Genomic DNA, 13,589 nt, shown 5'->3' with positions numbered 1-13,589 from the left:
GTACCAGCGGCGTTGGGGAGTGTGGGGCAAGGCTTGGTTCTCGATTGCGATGGCGACCGCTGCGCGGTCGTTCGCGGGACAAGCCCGCTCCCACAGGGACCGCACAAGGCATCGATCCTGTGAAGGTCCGTGGGAGCGGGCTTGTCCCGCGAAGGGGCCTGCGAAGGCCCCAGAAGGATAAAGCCTGGCGCTTAGTTGTAGCCAGCCCGATCCATCAGGCGGATAGCTTCAGCCTGGCGCTTGCCGGCAATTTCCACCGGAATGCTGTCGGCCTTGAAGCTACCCCACGCTGCCACTTCATCCGATGGCTTGACCTTCGGGTTGGCCGGGAATTCCTGGTTGATGTCGGCAAACAGCTTCTGAGCTTCTTCGCCGGTCATCCACTCCACCAGTTTCTTCGCGGCTTCCGGGTGTGGCGCATGCTTGGTCAGGCCAATGCCCGACAGGTTCACATGTACGCCACGGTCGCCCTGGTTGGGCCAGAAGATTTTCACCGGCAGTTGCGGGTTCTGCTTGTGCAGGCGGCCGTAGTAGTAGGTGTTGACCACGCCCACGTCACACTGGCCGGCCTCGATGGCCTGGATCACCGCATTGTCGTCGGAGAACACGTCGGTGGACAGGTTGTTGACCCAGCCTTTGACGATCTGCTCGGTCTTCGCCTCGCCATGGGTTTCGATCAGGGTAGCGGTCAGCGACTGGTTGTACACCTTCTTCGCCGTGCGCAGGCACAGGCGGCCTTCCCACTGTTTGTCGGCCAGCGCCTCGTAGGTGCTCAGCTCTGCCGGCTTGACCCGCTCGGTGGAGTAGATGATGGTGCGCGCACGCAGGCTCAGACCAGTCCAGTCATGGGACGAGGCGCGGTACTGTGGCGGAATGTTCTGGTCGATGATGTCGGACTTGATCGGCTGCAGGATGCCCATTTGCTCGGCCTGCCACAAGTTGCCGGCATCGACCGTCAGCAGCAGGTCGGCCACGCCGTTTTCGCCCTCGGCCTTGATGCGCTGCATCAGCGGGGCTTCCTTGTCGGTGATGAACTTGACCTTGACCCCGGTCTTGGCGGTATAGGCATCGAACACCGGCTTGATCAGCTCGTCGATGCGCGAGGAGTACACCACCACTTCGTCCGCTGCTTGAGCGGTGCCGCCGAACAAAGTCAGGGCCAGGGCGGCCAGTAGGGGCTTGCGTGGCAACATGGAAAGCACTCCTCGGAGGTTATGAGAGGTGCGAATGGTAGTGAATCCCATTTTCTGGCTCATCTACCTAGCAGTTACCGGATGTTGCAAGGGGCCGCAACGCGGCCCCGGCACGCTCAAGCCTTGGCCAGATCCGGCAGATCACCACTTAAACCCAGTGCCTGACGCACAAACAGCGCTTTGGCTTCAGGCATCTGCTCCACCAGCTTCAACCCGCTGTTGCGCAACCAGCGCAACGGCAGCGGATCGGCCTGGAACAACCTCTCGAAGCCCTCCATCGCCGCCATCAACGCCAGGTTGTGTGGCATGCGCCGGCGCTCGTAACGGCTCAGCACCTTCACATCGGCCAGCCGCTCGCCGCGCTCGCAGGCATTGACCAGCACCTCGGCCAACACCGCCGCATCGAGAAAGCCCAGGTTCACACCCTGCCCGGCCAGCGGGTGAATGGTGTGTGCAGCATCACCGATCAAGGCCAGGCCTTCATCCACATAGCGCTTGGCGTGACGCTGGCGCAGCGGCACGCACACCCGTGGGTCGGCCTGCAGCACGTCCCCCAGGCGCCCTTCGAAGGCCCGTTCCAGGGCCTGCAGGAAGGCCGCGTCATCCATCGCCATCAGCTGCTCGGCATGCTCAGGGGTGGTCGACCATACGATCGAGCACCAGTCTTGCTGGCCATCGCGGCTCAACGGTAGAAAAGCCAATGGCCCTTCATCGGTGAAGCGCTGCCAGGCCGTGGCCTGGTGCCCGCCGCTGCAACGCACGCTGGTGACGATGGCATGGTGCAGGTAATCCCACTCGCGGGTTTCACAACCAGCCAGGCGCCGCACTGCCGAGTTGGCGCCATCGGCAGCAATTACCAGCGGCGCGCGCAGTTGCCGGCCATCGGCCAGGGTCAGCAGCCATTCATCGCCAGATCGGCGCAGCTGCTCCAGCCGCGCATTGGCCAGCAGGCCAATGTCGCTGTCGTGCAGGCGCTCCAGCAGGCCGTCCTGCACCACCCGGTTCTCGACAATATGGCCGAGTACCTGGGCATGCACGCTGGCCGCCGAGAAATGAATCTGCCCGGTGCCGCTGCCATCCCATACATGCATGTCGGAATACGGCGTGGCGCGCCGCTGGGCAATGCCGTCCCAAGCGCCAAGGCGCTCGAGGATGCGCTGGCTGGCAGCTGACAGCGCGCTGACACGCGGTTCGAACGGAGCCTGGGCATCGAATGGCTTGACCGTCAGCGGGCCACCGTCGAGCAAGAGGATTTGCAAGCCACTGTGGCGCAACGCCAGGGCCAGTGCGCTGCCGACCATACCGGCACCGACAATCAACAGATCTGCGCGCATTTCCATGCTTTACGCCAGCCTCGCTTGCGGCTTGAGCCGCACATATAGGGTTTTATCGACCCGCGCCACCAACTCGCCAGCGCCATCGCGGATATCGACCTGCAAACGCGGCAGGCACTTCTTGCCGGTGGCGGTCTGCTGGCGAATGTCGTCCAGCAGCGCGTCATCGACGTGGAATTCGGCATACACCGGGCCTTTGCCCGGCGAGATGAAATCAATGCTGGCGGCCTTGTCCCAGACGATGTACTCCCGCCCCAGTTGCTCGATCAGCAGCAGCATGTAGAACGGGTCGGTCATGGCGTACAAACTGCCACCGAACTGGGTACCGACATAGTTGCGATTCCAGCGCGTCAGTTTCATCGCCACCTTGACGCTGCGCAGGTCCGGGCTGATGTGCTGCACACGAATGCCGGCGCCCAGGTAAGGTGGGTAAAGGTTCAGCAGCCAGCGCAGCATACGCGCCCGGCGCGCCAGTTTACGCGCGTTGCTCATGCCTGGCCCCGCGGGTCGGGGCGAGTGCCCAGGCCCATGGCCTGGCGGGCAAACCAGCTTTTTGCCGGTGGCAGCAGGTCGAGCCCGAGCAGGCCCAGGTTGCGCCCGGCGGCCAGCAACGGCTGGTTGCTGCCGAACAGGCGGGTGACCTGGTCGGAGAAGCCGATGGTCATGGCCTGGTCCAGGCGCTGACGCTGGTGGTAAGCCTGCAGCGTGGTCAGGTCGCCTGGCCGCTGCGGGCCAGCCAGCAGGGCCTCGGCCAGCGCCTGCACGTCACGCAGCGACAGGTTGAAGCCCTGGCCAGCGATGGGGTGCAGGCTGTGCGCAGCGTTGCCCAATACCACCAGATGCGGCCGCACCTGCTCCTGGGCTTCGATCAACGACAGCGGGTAGAGATGCCGTGCGCCGACCTGGCGAAGCGCCCCCAGGCGGTAGCCGAACTCACCCTGCAGCTCGCGCAGGAAGCTGCGCTCGTCGATGTCGGCCAGCCGCCGTGCGTCCATGCCCTGGCGGGTCCACACCAGCGCACAGCGGTTATCCGGCAGTGGCAACAGGGCCATCGGGCCTTCTGCGGTGAAGCGCTCGAATGCCTGGCCACCGTGGGCCTCGCCGGGGGTGATATTGGCGATCAACGCGCTTTGCTGGTACGGCGTATGGCGTACGTGGATACCCAGCTGTTCGCGCAAGCCGGAACGGCCGCCGTCGGCCAGTACCGCGAGGTCGCATTCCAGCTGGGTGTCGTCGTTCAGGCGCAACCGGTAGCCGCCTTCGATGGCCTGCATCGAGGTCACTTCCGCCGGGCAGCGCCAGCTCACCACGTCACTGTCCAGCCCTTGCCACAGGCATTGCCCGAGCCAGGCGTTTTCCACCACGTAGCCCAGCGCCGGCACACCCTCTTCCAAGGCATCCAGGCGCGTGGCGCCAAAGCGGCCACGGTCGGAGACGTGAATCTGCCGGATCGGTTCGGCGCGACGGCCGATGACCTGCCACAGTTCCAATTGCTGATAAATCTGCTGGGTGCCGAAAGACAATGCCGAGGACCGCGCATCGTAGCTGGGCTGGTAGCTGTCGCCGGGAGCGAAGGGCTCGATCAGCAGGATCTTCCAGCCACGCGCCTTGGCCCCGGCCTGCAGGGCCAAGGCCAGGCTTGCACCCACCAGGCCACCGCCGATGATCGCCAGGTTTACCCGGTTCATGCAGCGTCCTTGCGGGCGGCCTGCATCAGCGCCTCGATCTCGGCGACCGTGCGTGGCACGCCCGACGTCAGGATTTCACAACCTTTCTTGGTGACTACCACGTCGTCCTCGATCCTTACCCCAATGCCGCGCCACTTCCTGGCTACAGCCTGGTTGTCGGCGCCAATGTAGATACCCGGTTCGACGGTCAGCGCCATGCCGGGCTCCAGCACGCGCCACTCGCCGCCCACCTTGTACTCGCCTACATCGTGCACATCCATGCCCAGCCAGTGGCCGGCGCGGTGCATGTAGAAGGCGCGATAGGCTTCGCTGTCGATCAGCTCCTGCACATCCCCTTCGAGCAGGCCGAGCTCCACCAAGCCTGCGGTAATGACCCGCACGGTCGCCTCGTGGGCGTGGTTCCAGTGCTTGCCGGGGGCGATTTCGGCAAACGCCGCCGCCTGCGCCTTGAGCACCAGCTCGTAGATGGCCTTCTGCTCAGGCGAAAAACGGCCGCTAACCGGGAAGGTGCGAGTGATGTCACTGGCGTAGCAGTCGATTTCGCAACCTGCGTCGATCAGCACCAGGTCACCCTCCTTGAGCGGCGCGTCATTCTGCTGGTAGTGCAGGATGCAGCCATTACGCCCGGCTGCGACGATCGAACCGTAGGCTGGCATTTTTGCCCCGCCCTTGCGGAATTCGTAGTCCAGCTCGGCTTCCAGGCTGTATTCATGCAGCCCGGCCCGGCAGGCCTGCATGGCCCGCACGTGGGCCCGTGCAGAAATGTCTGCAGCCGCACGCATCACCTTCACTTCCGCTGCCGATTTATACAGGCGCATGTCATGCAGCAGATGATCCAGCGCAACGAACTCGTTCGGCGGCTGGGCGCCCAGGCGGGCCTTGGAGCGGATCACGTTGATCCAGTCCATCAGCCGGCGATCGAATTCGGGGTTGCTGCCCATGGCGCTGTACACCCGCTCGCGGCCTTCGATCAGGCCTGGCAGGATCTCGTCGATATCGGTGATGGGGAAGGCATCGTCGGCACCAAAATCACTCACCGCGCCTTCCTGGCCCGCTCGCAGGCCGTCCCACAGCTCGCGCTCGGGGTTGCGTTCACGGCAGAACAGCACGTACTCGCCATGCTCGCGCCCAGGGATCAGGGCGATCACCGCCTCCGGCTCGGGAAAACCGCTGAGGTACTGGAAGTCACTGTCCTGGCGGTACACGTGCTCGACGTCGCGGTTGCGGATGGCAACTGCGGCGGCAGGCAGGATGGCGATGCTGTTGGGGACCATCTGCGCCATCAGCGCCTTGCGCCGCCGGGCATACTCGGCCTTGGGAATGTGGCTCATGGGCAGACTACCCCCGGTTGATCAGTGCAACGATGGCTTGGGCGCGGGTGCGGCCGGCTTGGCCAGCTCGGAGAACAGCAGCAGTGGCGCCACGCGCAGGTACTCCATGACCTCCATGTAGTCGCTCTCGCCGTCTTCGGACTCCTCGAGGGCTTCCTGCACCTGGGAAATGGCTACCAGGTCCTGCAGCACTTCCTTGGCCTCGTCGGACAAGTCCTTGCCGCCGGCGTTCAAGCCAAAACCGGTGATGAAACCTTGGCACCACTGGCCCAGCGCGGTGGCGCGGTCACGCAGTGCAGCGTCGTCGGAAGGCAGCAGGAGGACAATGGCCATGTCGTCGCTGGTTAGCTCGCCCTTGACCATTTCCTGCAGGCCCACCAGGGCGTTGCGCACGGTATCACCGGGCTCGGTTTCCAGCAGTTGGGCGGCATCGGCCAGCCAGGCGTCGGCTTCGAAGCCGGCGCCGGCGCAACTGCGGCCGATCAGCAGGCCGTGCAGTTCGGCCGGGGTGACAGGATGGCCATTGCTCGAGAGCAGCATGGCGAAGGCGATGTAGGGCGATTGGGTATTGGGCATGGTCTGCTAGGCGCCAGACGGCGCAATGACTAGAATGAAGACCTTGTATCCTAGCACCGGCAGGCGCGCCAAGACCATCGGCACTGGCCGTCGCCGCCCAGGGAGCGGCATCATCGCAGGTGACTCAACGACGGAGCGAATCGAGTGCAACCCACGCAAGAGAATGACCTGCAGGCACTGATGAGCCGATTCGAGTTGCTGATCGAGCGCGTCGAGCAACTAAAACGGCAAAATGCACTCCTAGTAGCTCAGGAAAAATCCTGGCGCGAAGAGCGCGCCCACCTCATCGAAAAGAACGAGATCGCCAAGCGCAAGGTCGAGTCGATGATTTTACGCCTCAAGGCCCTGGAGCAAGACTCATGAGTTCAAGCAATAGCGTCACCGTGCAGATCCTCGACAAGGAATACTCGATCATCTGCCCGCCGGAAGAGCGCAACAACCTGGTCAGCGCCGCGCGCTACCTGGACAGCAAGATGCGCGAGATCCGCAGCAGCGGCAAGGTGATCGGCGCCGACCGCATTGCGGTCATGGCGGCATTGAACATTACCCACGAAATGCTGCACCGTCAGGAAGACCGCAGCGCTGCGCCGGTCACCAGCACCAACCGCGAACAGGTGCGCGACCTGCTGGATCGGGTGGACAAGGCTTTGTCCGACGACACGGGTACCAAAATCGACTGAGATTGGTATACTGGCGCCACTCCCTGGGGGATGCGCCAGTCGGTTATGTCCCTGAGCCGATACGCACAACCACGGGGGTTGCACGCTGGGGCCGGTGTGCATGTCCGCCCGACGGAAAGCCTTAACGCCCCCTGCAATCTCCACCTTGAACTTTCGGGTTCAAGGGCTACACCGATAGCGGTCTTGTCGGGGAGCCTGAATTTCTTGCCCGCCTTTATTGGCGGGCAATTCGTTTTGGCCGAGCTCATCGGCCAGCACCCTGGGATCGCTTGTGCCATGACCGACACCGCGCCGCTCACCCGCCCCCAGCTTCGTCGCCTGCTCCGCAATGCCCGCCGCGCCCTTACCCCTGCCCAGCAACGCCAGGCCACCCTTGGCCTGTACCGCCAGCTGGCGCAGCACCCGCTGTTTCGCCGCGCCAGGCACATTGCCCTTTATCTGCCCAATGACGGCGAAATCGACCCCTGCCTGTTACTGCGCGAAGCCCAACGCCGCGGCAAGCGCACTTACCTGCCGGTGCTGCATGCCTGGCCGCGCACGCGCATGGTGTTCCAGCGCTTCGAACAGGGCGAAAAGCTCCGGCCCAACCGTTTTCGTATTCCCGAGCCGGTTACCGAGCGCAAGCGCCAACGGCCGATCTGGGCGCTGGACCTGATCCTGCTGCCGCTGGTCGGTTTCGATGAAATGGGGGGTCGCCTGGGCATGGGCGGGGGGTTCTATGACCGCAGCCTGGCTTACCAGGCGCGTCGACAGACCTGGAAGAAACCTTTGCTACTAGGGTTGGCGCACGAATGCCAGAAGGTCGAGCGGCTGGCCCAGGCCAGTTGGGATGTACCACTGCAGGGCACGGTCTCGGACCGTGGCTGGTACCTGGCGCCGCGTTGAGCGGCACCAGCGGGCGTATCAACGTTGCGGCTGACTGGCTTCGACCGGCATTTGATAGGCGTTGTCCAGCTTGCGCTCCCAGAACCCTTGCGCATAACCGGTAGTGACCACACCCAGGCCAAAAATGAAGACCAGGATCCACAGCAGATCCGGTTTTTTACGTTGATACATGGAAGATTGCCCCCCAAGGCAAACTGTTCAGGCTCGGCGGTATTCTGGGCACCACCGGAGCATCGCGCTTTAAACGGGGCGCATTTTCCGACAACCTGCGTCTGCACGCAAACCTTGACGCCAACCGGCTGTCGGTTTCGTGCAACAGGTTATTTCAAACCTTTTCAGGAGCTGCATCCATGGCCTACTGGCTGATGAAATCCGAGCCCGACGAGCTCTCCATCGAAGCCCTCGGCCGCCTGGGCGAAGCGCGCTGGGACGGCGTGCGCAACTATCAGGCACGCAATTTCTTGCGCGCCATGAGCGTGGGGGACGCGTTCTTCTTCTACCACTCCAGCTGCCCGCAGCCCGGTATTGCCGGCATTGGCAAAATCATTCGCGCAGCCTACCCCGACCCGACCGCGCTGGACCCGCAGAGCCACTACTACGATGCCAAGGCCACGGCAGAGAAGAATGCGTGGACAGCGGTGGATGTTGCACACGTGAAGACATTCCGCCAGGTGCTGGGGCTGGGGCTGCTGAAGCAGCAGAGCGCGCTGGAGGCGTTACCGCTGGTGCAGAAAGGCACCCGATTGTCGGTAATGCCAGTGACCGAGGAGCAATGGGCGGCGATCGTTGCGCTGGCAGGGTGAGCCTGAAGCGTTCGCCTTGAGTCATGACACGTGATTGCAATCGAGCGCCGCGCGGGCGGCGCTCGACAGAACAGGCGCTACAGCTAACGCGATGGGAATTACTGCACGATCAGGTTGTTGAACAGCAGGTCTTCTACGATCGGCTTGCCCTCTTCCGCTTCCAGCACCTGCTGTACCTGCTTCAGCGCTTCCTGGCGAAGGTGTTCCTTGGCCTCGACGTTGCTCATGCTGTCTACGGTCTGCTGGGTGAACAGCGCCACCAGCTGGTTACGAATCAGCGGTTCGTGGTGCTGGACCGCCTTGGCGGCTTCGTCGCCAGTCACACGCAGGGCCACATCGGCCTTGTAAACGCGCAGGCGCGGGCCGCCATCGAGGGCATAGTTGCCGACAAAGGGCGGGCTCAAGCTGATGTAGGCGACCTTGGGCGCCCCTTCCTTGGCTTCCTCGGCCATGGCCGCAGCCGGCAGCAGCAGCGCCAGTACCATCAAGATCCACGCTTTCACGAATTCGCTCCTCAATACAGTTGGCGCCAGCTTACCCAGCACACCGCTCAAACCCAAGCCCGGGCTTATGCCGGCCCATCAGGGAGGACCATGCTCGTTGACCCGGCAAACGGCCCTCCTACACTTATCGGCCACTACCCGCAAAGGAATAGCCCCGATGAAAGCTGTGTTGTGCAAAACCCTCGGCCCGGCGCGCAACCTGGTGCTGGAAGAGGTAGCCAGCCCCCTGCCGAAGAAAAACGAGATCCTGCTGGACGTGCAGGCTGCCGGGGTCAACTTTCCCGACACCCTGATCATTGAAGGCAAGTACCAGTTCCAGCCACCACTGCCGTTCTCTCCCGGTGGCGAGGCGGCAGGTGTGGTCGCTGCGGTCGGGGAAAAGGCCGGTGCCTTCAAGGTCGGCGACCGGGTCATGGCACTCACTGGCTGGGGCGCATTTGCCGAGCAGGTGGCAGTGCCGTTCTACAACGTGCTGCCGGTCCCGACCAGCATGGACTTCACCACCGCTGCGGCATTCGGCATGACCTATGGTACGTCGATGCACGCCCTGCGCCAGCGCGGCCAACTGCAGGCGGGCGAAACCCTGCTGGTGCTGGGCGCGTCCGGCGGGGTCGGCCTGGCGGCGGTTGAGATCGGCAAGGCCATGGGCGCGCGGGTCATTGCCGCCGCCAGCAATGCCGAGAAACTGGCCGTGGCAAAGGCGGCCGGGGCGGATGAGCTGATCGACTACAGCCAGGCCAGCCTGCGCGAAGAGATCAAGCGCCTGACCGGTGGCCAGGGTGTGGACGTGATCTACGACCCGGTCGGCGGCGAGCTGTTCGAGCAGGCGGTGCGCGGGTTGGCCTGGAACGGCCGGTTGCTGGTGGTGGGGTTTGCCAGCGGGACCATCCCGCAATTGGCGGCCAACCTGGTGCTGCTCAAGGGCGCCGCGGTGCTGGGGGTGTTCTGGGGGGCGTTTGCACAACGCCAGCCCGAGGATAATGCGGCCAACTTCAAGCAGCTGTTTGCCTGGCATGCCGAAGGTAAATTGAAGCCGCTGGTGTCGCAGACTTATCCACTGGCCGAGGCAGGCGCTGCCATTGAGAAGCTGGGGCAGCGACAGGCTGTGGGTAAGTTGGTGGTGCTCGCCAGATAAGCCTCAGGTTTTCTGGTGACAGTGCTGGCCTCTGCGCAGGTAGGAGCAGGTCTACCCGCAAAGCGACCGGCACCGATCAGTCACACTTCCCGCAGGTCATGGCAACGGCGAAACCGTGCTTCGAGGTTGCGATCAGGCATCTGGTGGCTGCGCAGGGCATGCAAGGTCTGCTCGACATAATCGCGCGTGCTGCCATAGCGCCCCTTGGCACTCGCCAGGATCTGGCTGAGCAAAGTGTCTGGCAGGTTGCCGGCATAGCACGGCAAATGCCGCTCCAGCACAAAGCCCAAGGCTTGCACCTTGCTGCCATCGCCCAGGCGGCAGTTCAGCCAATGCGGCCGGTACGCCGGGTAGGGCATCTCGCGTTGCCACAGGGCCATCAACGAATCGTCCAGGTTGCTTTCATCCAGCCGGTAGGCAAAACCGCTGCAAGAGCCACCCCGGTCCAGCCCAAACACCAGGCCGGGAGTTTCAGGGGTACCGCGATGCTCGTGCGACCACAAGTACAAGCCACGGTGATAACCATGTACCCGCGCACGCTGGCGTTCCACCGAGTTGCACTCCGGGCGCCAAATCAACGAACCATACGCAAACAGCCACACCGGCCCACCCTGGTGCCGAGACATGGTTGTTTTCATGGAGTGGAACAACTGTTCGTTGGTATGTTGCTGACCGAAGTCGAGTGTCGGTGGATATGAAACTTTCCAAGACATACTTTCAAGTGCCGACATAAGCTGCCGCCATTATCCCTATGAACTACGGATGAAGCGCGATTCGATATAGAAGCAGCCCAAGGCCTGTAAACCAAGGCTGCTTACAGTAACCATAGGCCAGATTTGCAGAAATACTCAAGCCCTGACAGCAGCGTTTCATGCGCGGCCCCGACGACCGGGAAGTACTGTTTCGCAAACCGTGAAAGTTATTAGCCAAGGCGGTAACAATTACCGCCTTATACCCGTACTTGCCAACTTCGGTTATTAAGCACGCGGCGCGTAGGCGAACACATCAGCACGCATGCGGTGCGCATCCATGCCGGCTTCGACAAGGGCGTCGAGGGTGGCGTAGATCATGTTGGGCGAGCCGCTGGCATAGACATGCACGGTATTGAGATCGGCAATGTCCTCGCAAACCGCTTCATGCAGCATGCCGCAACGGCCTTCCCAGCCGCACAGGTCGCTGACCACCTGGTGCAGGAACAAGTTGGGCAGGCGCTGCCATTCGTCCCAGTGCTCGATCTGGTAGAAGTCTTCGGGCCGGCGCACGCCCCAGTACAGGTGAACGGGGTGCTTGAAACCCTTGGCCCGGCAATGCTCAACCAGGCTGTGCATCTGGCCCATGCCAGTACCGGCGGCAATCAAAACCAGCGGGGCGTCGGGCAACTCGGCAAGGTGAGTGTCGCCAAAAGGCATTTCGATGCGCGCCAGGCCGTCGCGCTTGAGCTGTTCGATCAGTTGCAGCGCACTGGGCTCACGCGCCAGCACATGCAACTCCAGCTCACGCCCGGCGTGCGGCGCGGAAGCCAGCGAGAAGGCCGCCTGCTTGCCGCCCTCACGCTCGATCATCAGGTACTGCCCGGCGTGATAGCGCAGCGGCTTGCCGGCTGGCGCGCGCAGACGTACCCGCCAGACGTCGCCACCCACGTCGACGCACTCACTGACACTGCACGCCAGCTTGCGCACTGGCAGCTCGCCCAGGGCGAGCACACCATCCCAGAGCAACACACAGTCCTCCAGCGGTTCGGCAATGCAGGTGAACAATTCGCCATGGTCGCGGACTTCGCCATTTTGGCGTACCCGGCCTTCGACCAACAACGCGGCGCAGACATGGCAATTGCCATTGCGGCAGCTGTTAGGGCAGTCATAGCCCAGCCGCCGCGCTCCATCCAGGATCCGTTCCCCGGGTTCGAGCGCCAGCACCGCCCCGGACGGCTGCAACGTTACCTGCATCAATCTATTCCCAACTGGTCCCACAGCTCATCGATACGGCGGGTGACGGCTTCGTCCTTGACGATGACCCGCCCCCATTCGCGTGTTGTCTCACCCGGCCACTTGTGCGTGGCGTCCAGGCCCATCTTCGACCCCAGCCCGGATACCGGCGACGCAAAATCGAGGTAGTCGATCGGGGTGTTATCGATCATCACCGTATCACGCTTGGGGTCCATGCGCGTGGTAATGGCCCAGATCACATCGTTCCAGTCACGGGCGTTGATGTCGTCATCGGTGACAATAACGAACTTGGTGTACATGAACTGTCGCAGGAACGACCACACACCCAACATCACGCGCTTGGCGTGGCCCGGGTACTGCTTCTTCATCGTCACCACCGCCATGCGGTACGAGCAGCCTTCCGGCGGCAGGTAGAAGTCGGTGATTTCCGGGAACTGCTTCTGCAGGATCGGCACGAACACTTCGTTCAGCGCCACACCCAGAATGGCCGGCTCATCTGGCGGTCGGCCGGTGTAGGTGCTGTGGTAGATCGGCTTCTGCCGGTGGGTGATGCGCTCGACGGTGAACACCGGGAAGCTGTCCACTTCGTTGTAGTAGCCGGTGTGGTCGCCGTAAGGGCCTTCCGGGGCCATTTCACCCGGGTGGATCACGCCTTCGAGGATTATTTCGGCAGTGGCCGGCACCTGCAGGTTACTGCCACGGCACTTGACCAGCTCGGTACGGTTGCCACGCAGCAAGCCGGCGAAGGCATATTCAGAGAGCGTATCCGGTACCGGGGTCACGGCGCCAAGAATGGTCGCCGGGTCAGCGCCCAGGGCGACTGCAACCGGAAACGGCTGGCCGGGGTTCTTCTCGCACCACTCGCGGTAGTCGAGGGCGCCACCACGGTGGCTGAGCCAACGCATGATGACCTTGTTGCGACCGATTACCTGCTGGCGGTAGATGCCCAGGTTCTGGCGGTCCTTGTTCGGGCCGCGGGTCACGGTGAGGCCCCAGGTGATCAGCGGCGCCACGTCGCCTGGCCAGCAATGCTGGATCGGCAACGCACCCAGGTCGACGTCGTCACCCTCGACCACCACTTCCTGGCATACCGCGTCCTTGACGACTTTCGGCGCCATCGACACGACCTTTTTGAAGATCGGTAGCTTCGACCAGGCGTCCTTCAGGCCCTTCGGCGGCTCCGGCTCTTTGAGGAAGGCCAGCAGCTTGCCGATTTCGCGCAGCTCATCGACCGACTCCGCGCCCATGCCCATGGCCACGCGCTCCGGAGTGCCAAAGAGGTTGCCGAGCACCGGGATGTCGAAGCCGGTGGGCTTTTCGAACAGCAATGCCGGGCCCTTGGCACGCAGGGTGCGGTCGCAGACCTCGGTCATTTCCAGGACGGGGGAGATCGGAACCTGGATGCGCTTGAGCTCGCCGCGCTGTTCCAGGCCACGGATGAAGTCGCGCAAGTCGCGATACTGCATGCAGGTGCCTCGTGTTGGCCGTATCGGTCGGGGTGCAGAGTGTAGCGCC

General features: G+C 63.2%; 16 protein-coding genes and 1 other RNA gene. 6 read left to right on the top strand and 11 right to left on the bottom strand.

Translation table 11 applies throughout. From position 1 onward, the window contains the following. Positions 1-191 precede the first annotated feature (191 nt). The 6 genes from OO258_RS04430 to OO258_RS04405 form a co-directional block, all read right to left on the bottom strand. Positions 192-1,193, bottom strand: coding sequence for an extracellular solute-binding protein (locus tag OO258_RS04430; RefSeq protein WP_110743343.1), 1,002 nt, complete (start codon positions 1,191-1,193; stop codon positions 192-194). A 116-nt stretch (positions 1,194-1,309) separates the two neighbouring features. Beyond that, positions 1,310-2,527: a 2-octaprenyl-3-methyl-6-methoxy-1,4-benzoquinol hydroxylase gene (locus OO258_RS04425; protein WP_266029111.1), complete on the bottom strand. Its 1,218-nt coding sequence runs from the start codon at positions 2,525-2,527 to the stop codon at positions 1,310-1,312. A gap of 9 nt (positions 2,528-2,536) precedes the next feature. Next, positions 2,537-3,019 (bottom strand): DUF4442 domain-containing protein, encoded by a 483-nt coding sequence (locus OO258_RS04420; protein WP_110743345.1) that lies wholly within the window; start codon positions 3,017-3,019, stop codon positions 2,537-2,539. After that, the gene (gene ubiH / locus OO258_RS04415; protein WP_266028990.1) at positions 3,016-4,215 is read right to left on the bottom strand and encodes a 2-octaprenyl-6-methoxyphenyl hydroxylase; all 1,200 of its coding nucleotides are present in this window, start codon (positions 4,213-4,215) and stop codon (positions 3,016-3,018) included. The genes OO258_RS04420 and ubiH overlap by 4 nt, the downstream gene beginning before the upstream one ends. Next, positions 4,212-5,546 (bottom strand): Xaa-Pro aminopeptidase, encoded by a 1,335-nt coding sequence (pepP, locus tag OO258_RS04410; protein ID WP_266028989.1) that lies wholly within the window; start codon positions 5,544-5,546, stop codon positions 4,212-4,214. The genes ubiH and pepP overlap by 4 nt, the downstream gene beginning before the upstream one ends. Positions 5,547-5,567: 21 nt before the next feature. Then, positions 5,568-6,122, bottom strand: coding sequence for a YecA family protein (locus OO258_RS04405; RefSeq protein WP_266028988.1), 555 nt, complete (start codon positions 6,120-6,122; stop codon positions 5,568-5,570). Between the two features lie 180 nt (positions 6,123-6,302). Between OO258_RS04405 and OO258_RS04400 the strand changes: the two genes are divergently transcribed. The 4 genes from OO258_RS04400 to OO258_RS04385 all read left to right on the top strand — a co-directional run bounded on the left by OO258_RS04400 (position 6,303) and on the right by OO258_RS04385 (position 7,687). Next, positions 6,303-6,485 (top strand): TIGR02449 family protein, encoded by a 183-nt coding sequence (locus OO258_RS04400; protein ID WP_029886233.1) that lies wholly within the window; start codon positions 6,303-6,305, stop codon positions 6,483-6,485. Then, entirely contained in the window at positions 6,482-6,802 is a 321-nt protein-coding gene (locus tag OO258_RS04395) for a cell division protein ZapA (protein ID WP_266028987.1), read from the top strand. The genes OO258_RS04400 and OO258_RS04395 overlap by 4 nt, the downstream gene beginning before the upstream one ends. Before the next feature lie 17 nt (positions 6,803-6,819). Next, positions 6,820-6,999: non-coding RNA, 6S RNA (ssrS, locus tag OO258_RS04390), on the top strand. Between the two features lie 79 nt (positions 7,000-7,078). Further along, positions 7,079-7,687: a 5-formyltetrahydrofolate cyclo-ligase gene (locus OO258_RS04385; RefSeq protein ID WP_110743596.1), complete on the top strand. Its 609-nt coding sequence runs from the start codon at positions 7,079-7,081 to the stop codon at positions 7,685-7,687. Between the two features lie 18 nt (positions 7,688-7,705). Here OO258_RS04385 and OO258_RS04380 read toward each other — a convergent pair whose 3' ends face one another. After that, the gene (locus tag OO258_RS04380; RefSeq protein ID WP_177410703.1) at positions 7,706-7,858 is read right to left on the bottom strand and encodes a hypothetical protein; all 153 of its coding nucleotides are present in this window, start codon (positions 7,856-7,858) and stop codon (positions 7,706-7,708) included. A gap of 179 nt (positions 7,859-8,037) precedes the next feature. Between OO258_RS04380 and OO258_RS04375 the strand changes: the two genes are divergently transcribed. After that, positions 8,038-8,490 (top strand): EVE domain-containing protein, encoded by a 453-nt coding sequence (locus tag OO258_RS04375; RefSeq protein ID WP_110743350.1) that lies wholly within the window; start codon positions 8,038-8,040, stop codon positions 8,488-8,490. A gap of 98 nt (positions 8,491-8,588) precedes the next feature. Here the strand turns inward: OO258_RS04375 and OO258_RS04370 are convergent, their stop codons facing one another. Beyond that, positions 8,589-8,993 (bottom strand): flagellar basal body-associated protein FliL, encoded by a 405-nt coding sequence (locus tag OO258_RS04370; protein ID WP_016712618.1) that lies wholly within the window; start codon positions 8,991-8,993, stop codon positions 8,589-8,591. A 157-nt stretch (positions 8,994-9,150) separates the two neighbouring features. Here OO258_RS04370 and OO258_RS04365 point away from each other — a divergent pair, with 157 nt between their 5' ends. After that, positions 9,151-10,128 carry an NADPH:quinone oxidoreductase family protein gene (locus OO258_RS04365; RefSeq protein ID WP_266028986.1) on the top strand — a complete coding sequence of 326 codons (978 nt, stop codon included), beginning with the start codon at positions 9,151-9,153 and terminating at the stop codon, positions 10,126-10,128. Between the two features lie 80 nt (positions 10,129-10,208). Here the strand turns inward: OO258_RS04365 and OO258_RS04360 are convergent, their stop codons facing one another. The 3 genes from OO258_RS04360 to ubiD all read right to left on the bottom strand — a co-directional run bounded on the left by OO258_RS04360 (position 10,209) and on the right by ubiD (position 13,540). Continuing rightward, the gene (locus tag OO258_RS04360; RefSeq protein ID WP_266028985.1) at positions 10,209-10,859 is read right to left on the bottom strand and encodes a gamma-glutamylcyclotransferase; all 651 of its coding nucleotides are present in this window, start codon (positions 10,857-10,859) and stop codon (positions 10,209-10,211) included. A gap of 246 nt (positions 10,860-11,105) precedes the next feature. Further along, positions 11,106-12,074, bottom strand: a complete 969-nt coding sequence (locus tag OO258_RS04355; protein ID WP_266028984.1) for a CDP-6-deoxy-delta-3,4-glucoseen reductase — start codon at positions 12,072-12,074, stop codon at positions 11,106-11,108. Beyond that, positions 12,074-13,540, bottom strand: a complete 1,467-nt coding sequence (ubiD, locus tag OO258_RS04350; protein WP_016489755.1) for a 4-hydroxy-3-polyprenylbenzoate decarboxylase — start codon at positions 13,538-13,540, stop codon at positions 12,074-12,076. The genes OO258_RS04355 and ubiD overlap by 1 nt, the downstream gene beginning before the upstream one ends. Positions 13,541-13,589: the final 49 nt, after the last annotated feature.

Origin of the sequence: Pseudomonas sp. DCB_BI, from assembly GCF_026240995.1 — a bacterium.
Lineage (GTDB): Bacteria > Pseudomonadota > Gammaproteobacteria > Pseudomonadales > Pseudomonadaceae > Aquipseudomonas.
Note: the sequence above shows the minus strand (reverse complement) of the source record. Positions and strands in the feature narration are given on the sequence as shown.

Bases quoted from the DNA above. Each gene is read 5' to 3' on its own strand.
- OO258_RS04430 (WP_110743343.1), bottom strand. From the start codon at position 1,193: ATGTTGCCACGCAAGCCCCTACTGGCCGCCCTGGCCCTGACTTTGTTC.
- OO258_RS04425 (WP_266029111.1), bottom strand. From the start codon at position 2,527: ATGCGCGCAGATCTGTTGATTGTCGGTGCCGGTATGGTCGGCAGCGCA.
- OO258_RS04420 (WP_110743345.1), bottom strand. From the start codon at position 3,019: ATGAGCAACGCGCGTAAACTGGCGCGCCGGGCGCGTATGCTGCGCTGG.
- ubiH (WP_266028990.1), bottom strand. From the start codon at position 4,215: ATGAACCGGGTAAACCTGGCGATCATCGGCGGTGGCCTGGTGGGTGCA.
- pepP (WP_266028989.1), bottom strand. From the start codon at position 5,546: ATGAGCCACATTCCCAAGGCCGAGTATGCCCGGCGGCGCAAGGCGCTG.
- OO258_RS04405 (WP_266028988.1), bottom strand. From the start codon at position 6,122: ATGCCCAATACCCAATCGCCCTACATCGCCTTCGCCATGCTGCTCTCG.
- OO258_RS04400 (WP_029886233.1), top strand. From the start codon at position 6,303: ATGAGCCGATTCGAGTTGCTGATCGAGCGCGTCGAGCAACTAAAACGG.
- OO258_RS04395 (WP_266028987.1), top strand. From the start codon at position 6,482: ATGAGTTCAAGCAATAGCGTCACCGTGCAGATCCTCGACAAGGAATAC.
- OO258_RS04385 (WP_110743596.1), top strand. From the start codon at position 7,079: ATGACCGACACCGCGCCGCTCACCCGCCCCCAGCTTCGTCGCCTGCTC.
- OO258_RS04380 (WP_177410703.1), bottom strand. From the start codon at position 7,858: ATGTATCAACGTAAAAAACCGGATCTGCTGTGGATCCTGGTCTTCATT.
- OO258_RS04375 (WP_110743350.1), top strand. From the start codon at position 8,038: ATGGCCTACTGGCTGATGAAATCCGAGCCCGACGAGCTCTCCATCGAA.
- OO258_RS04365 (WP_266028986.1), top strand. From the start codon at position 9,151: ATGAAAGCTGTGTTGTGCAAAACCCTCGGCCCGGCGCGCAACCTGGTG.
- OO258_RS04360 (WP_266028985.1), bottom strand. From the start codon at position 10,859: ATGTCGGCACTTGAAAGTATGTCTTGGAAAGTTTCATATCCACCGACA.
- OO258_RS04355 (WP_266028984.1), bottom strand. From the start codon at position 12,074: ATGCAGGTAACGTTGCAGCCGTCCGGGGCGGTGCTGGCGCTCGAACCC.
- ubiD (WP_016489755.1), bottom strand. From the start codon at position 13,540: ATGCAGTATCGCGACTTGCGCGACTTCATCCGTGGCCTGGAACAGCGC.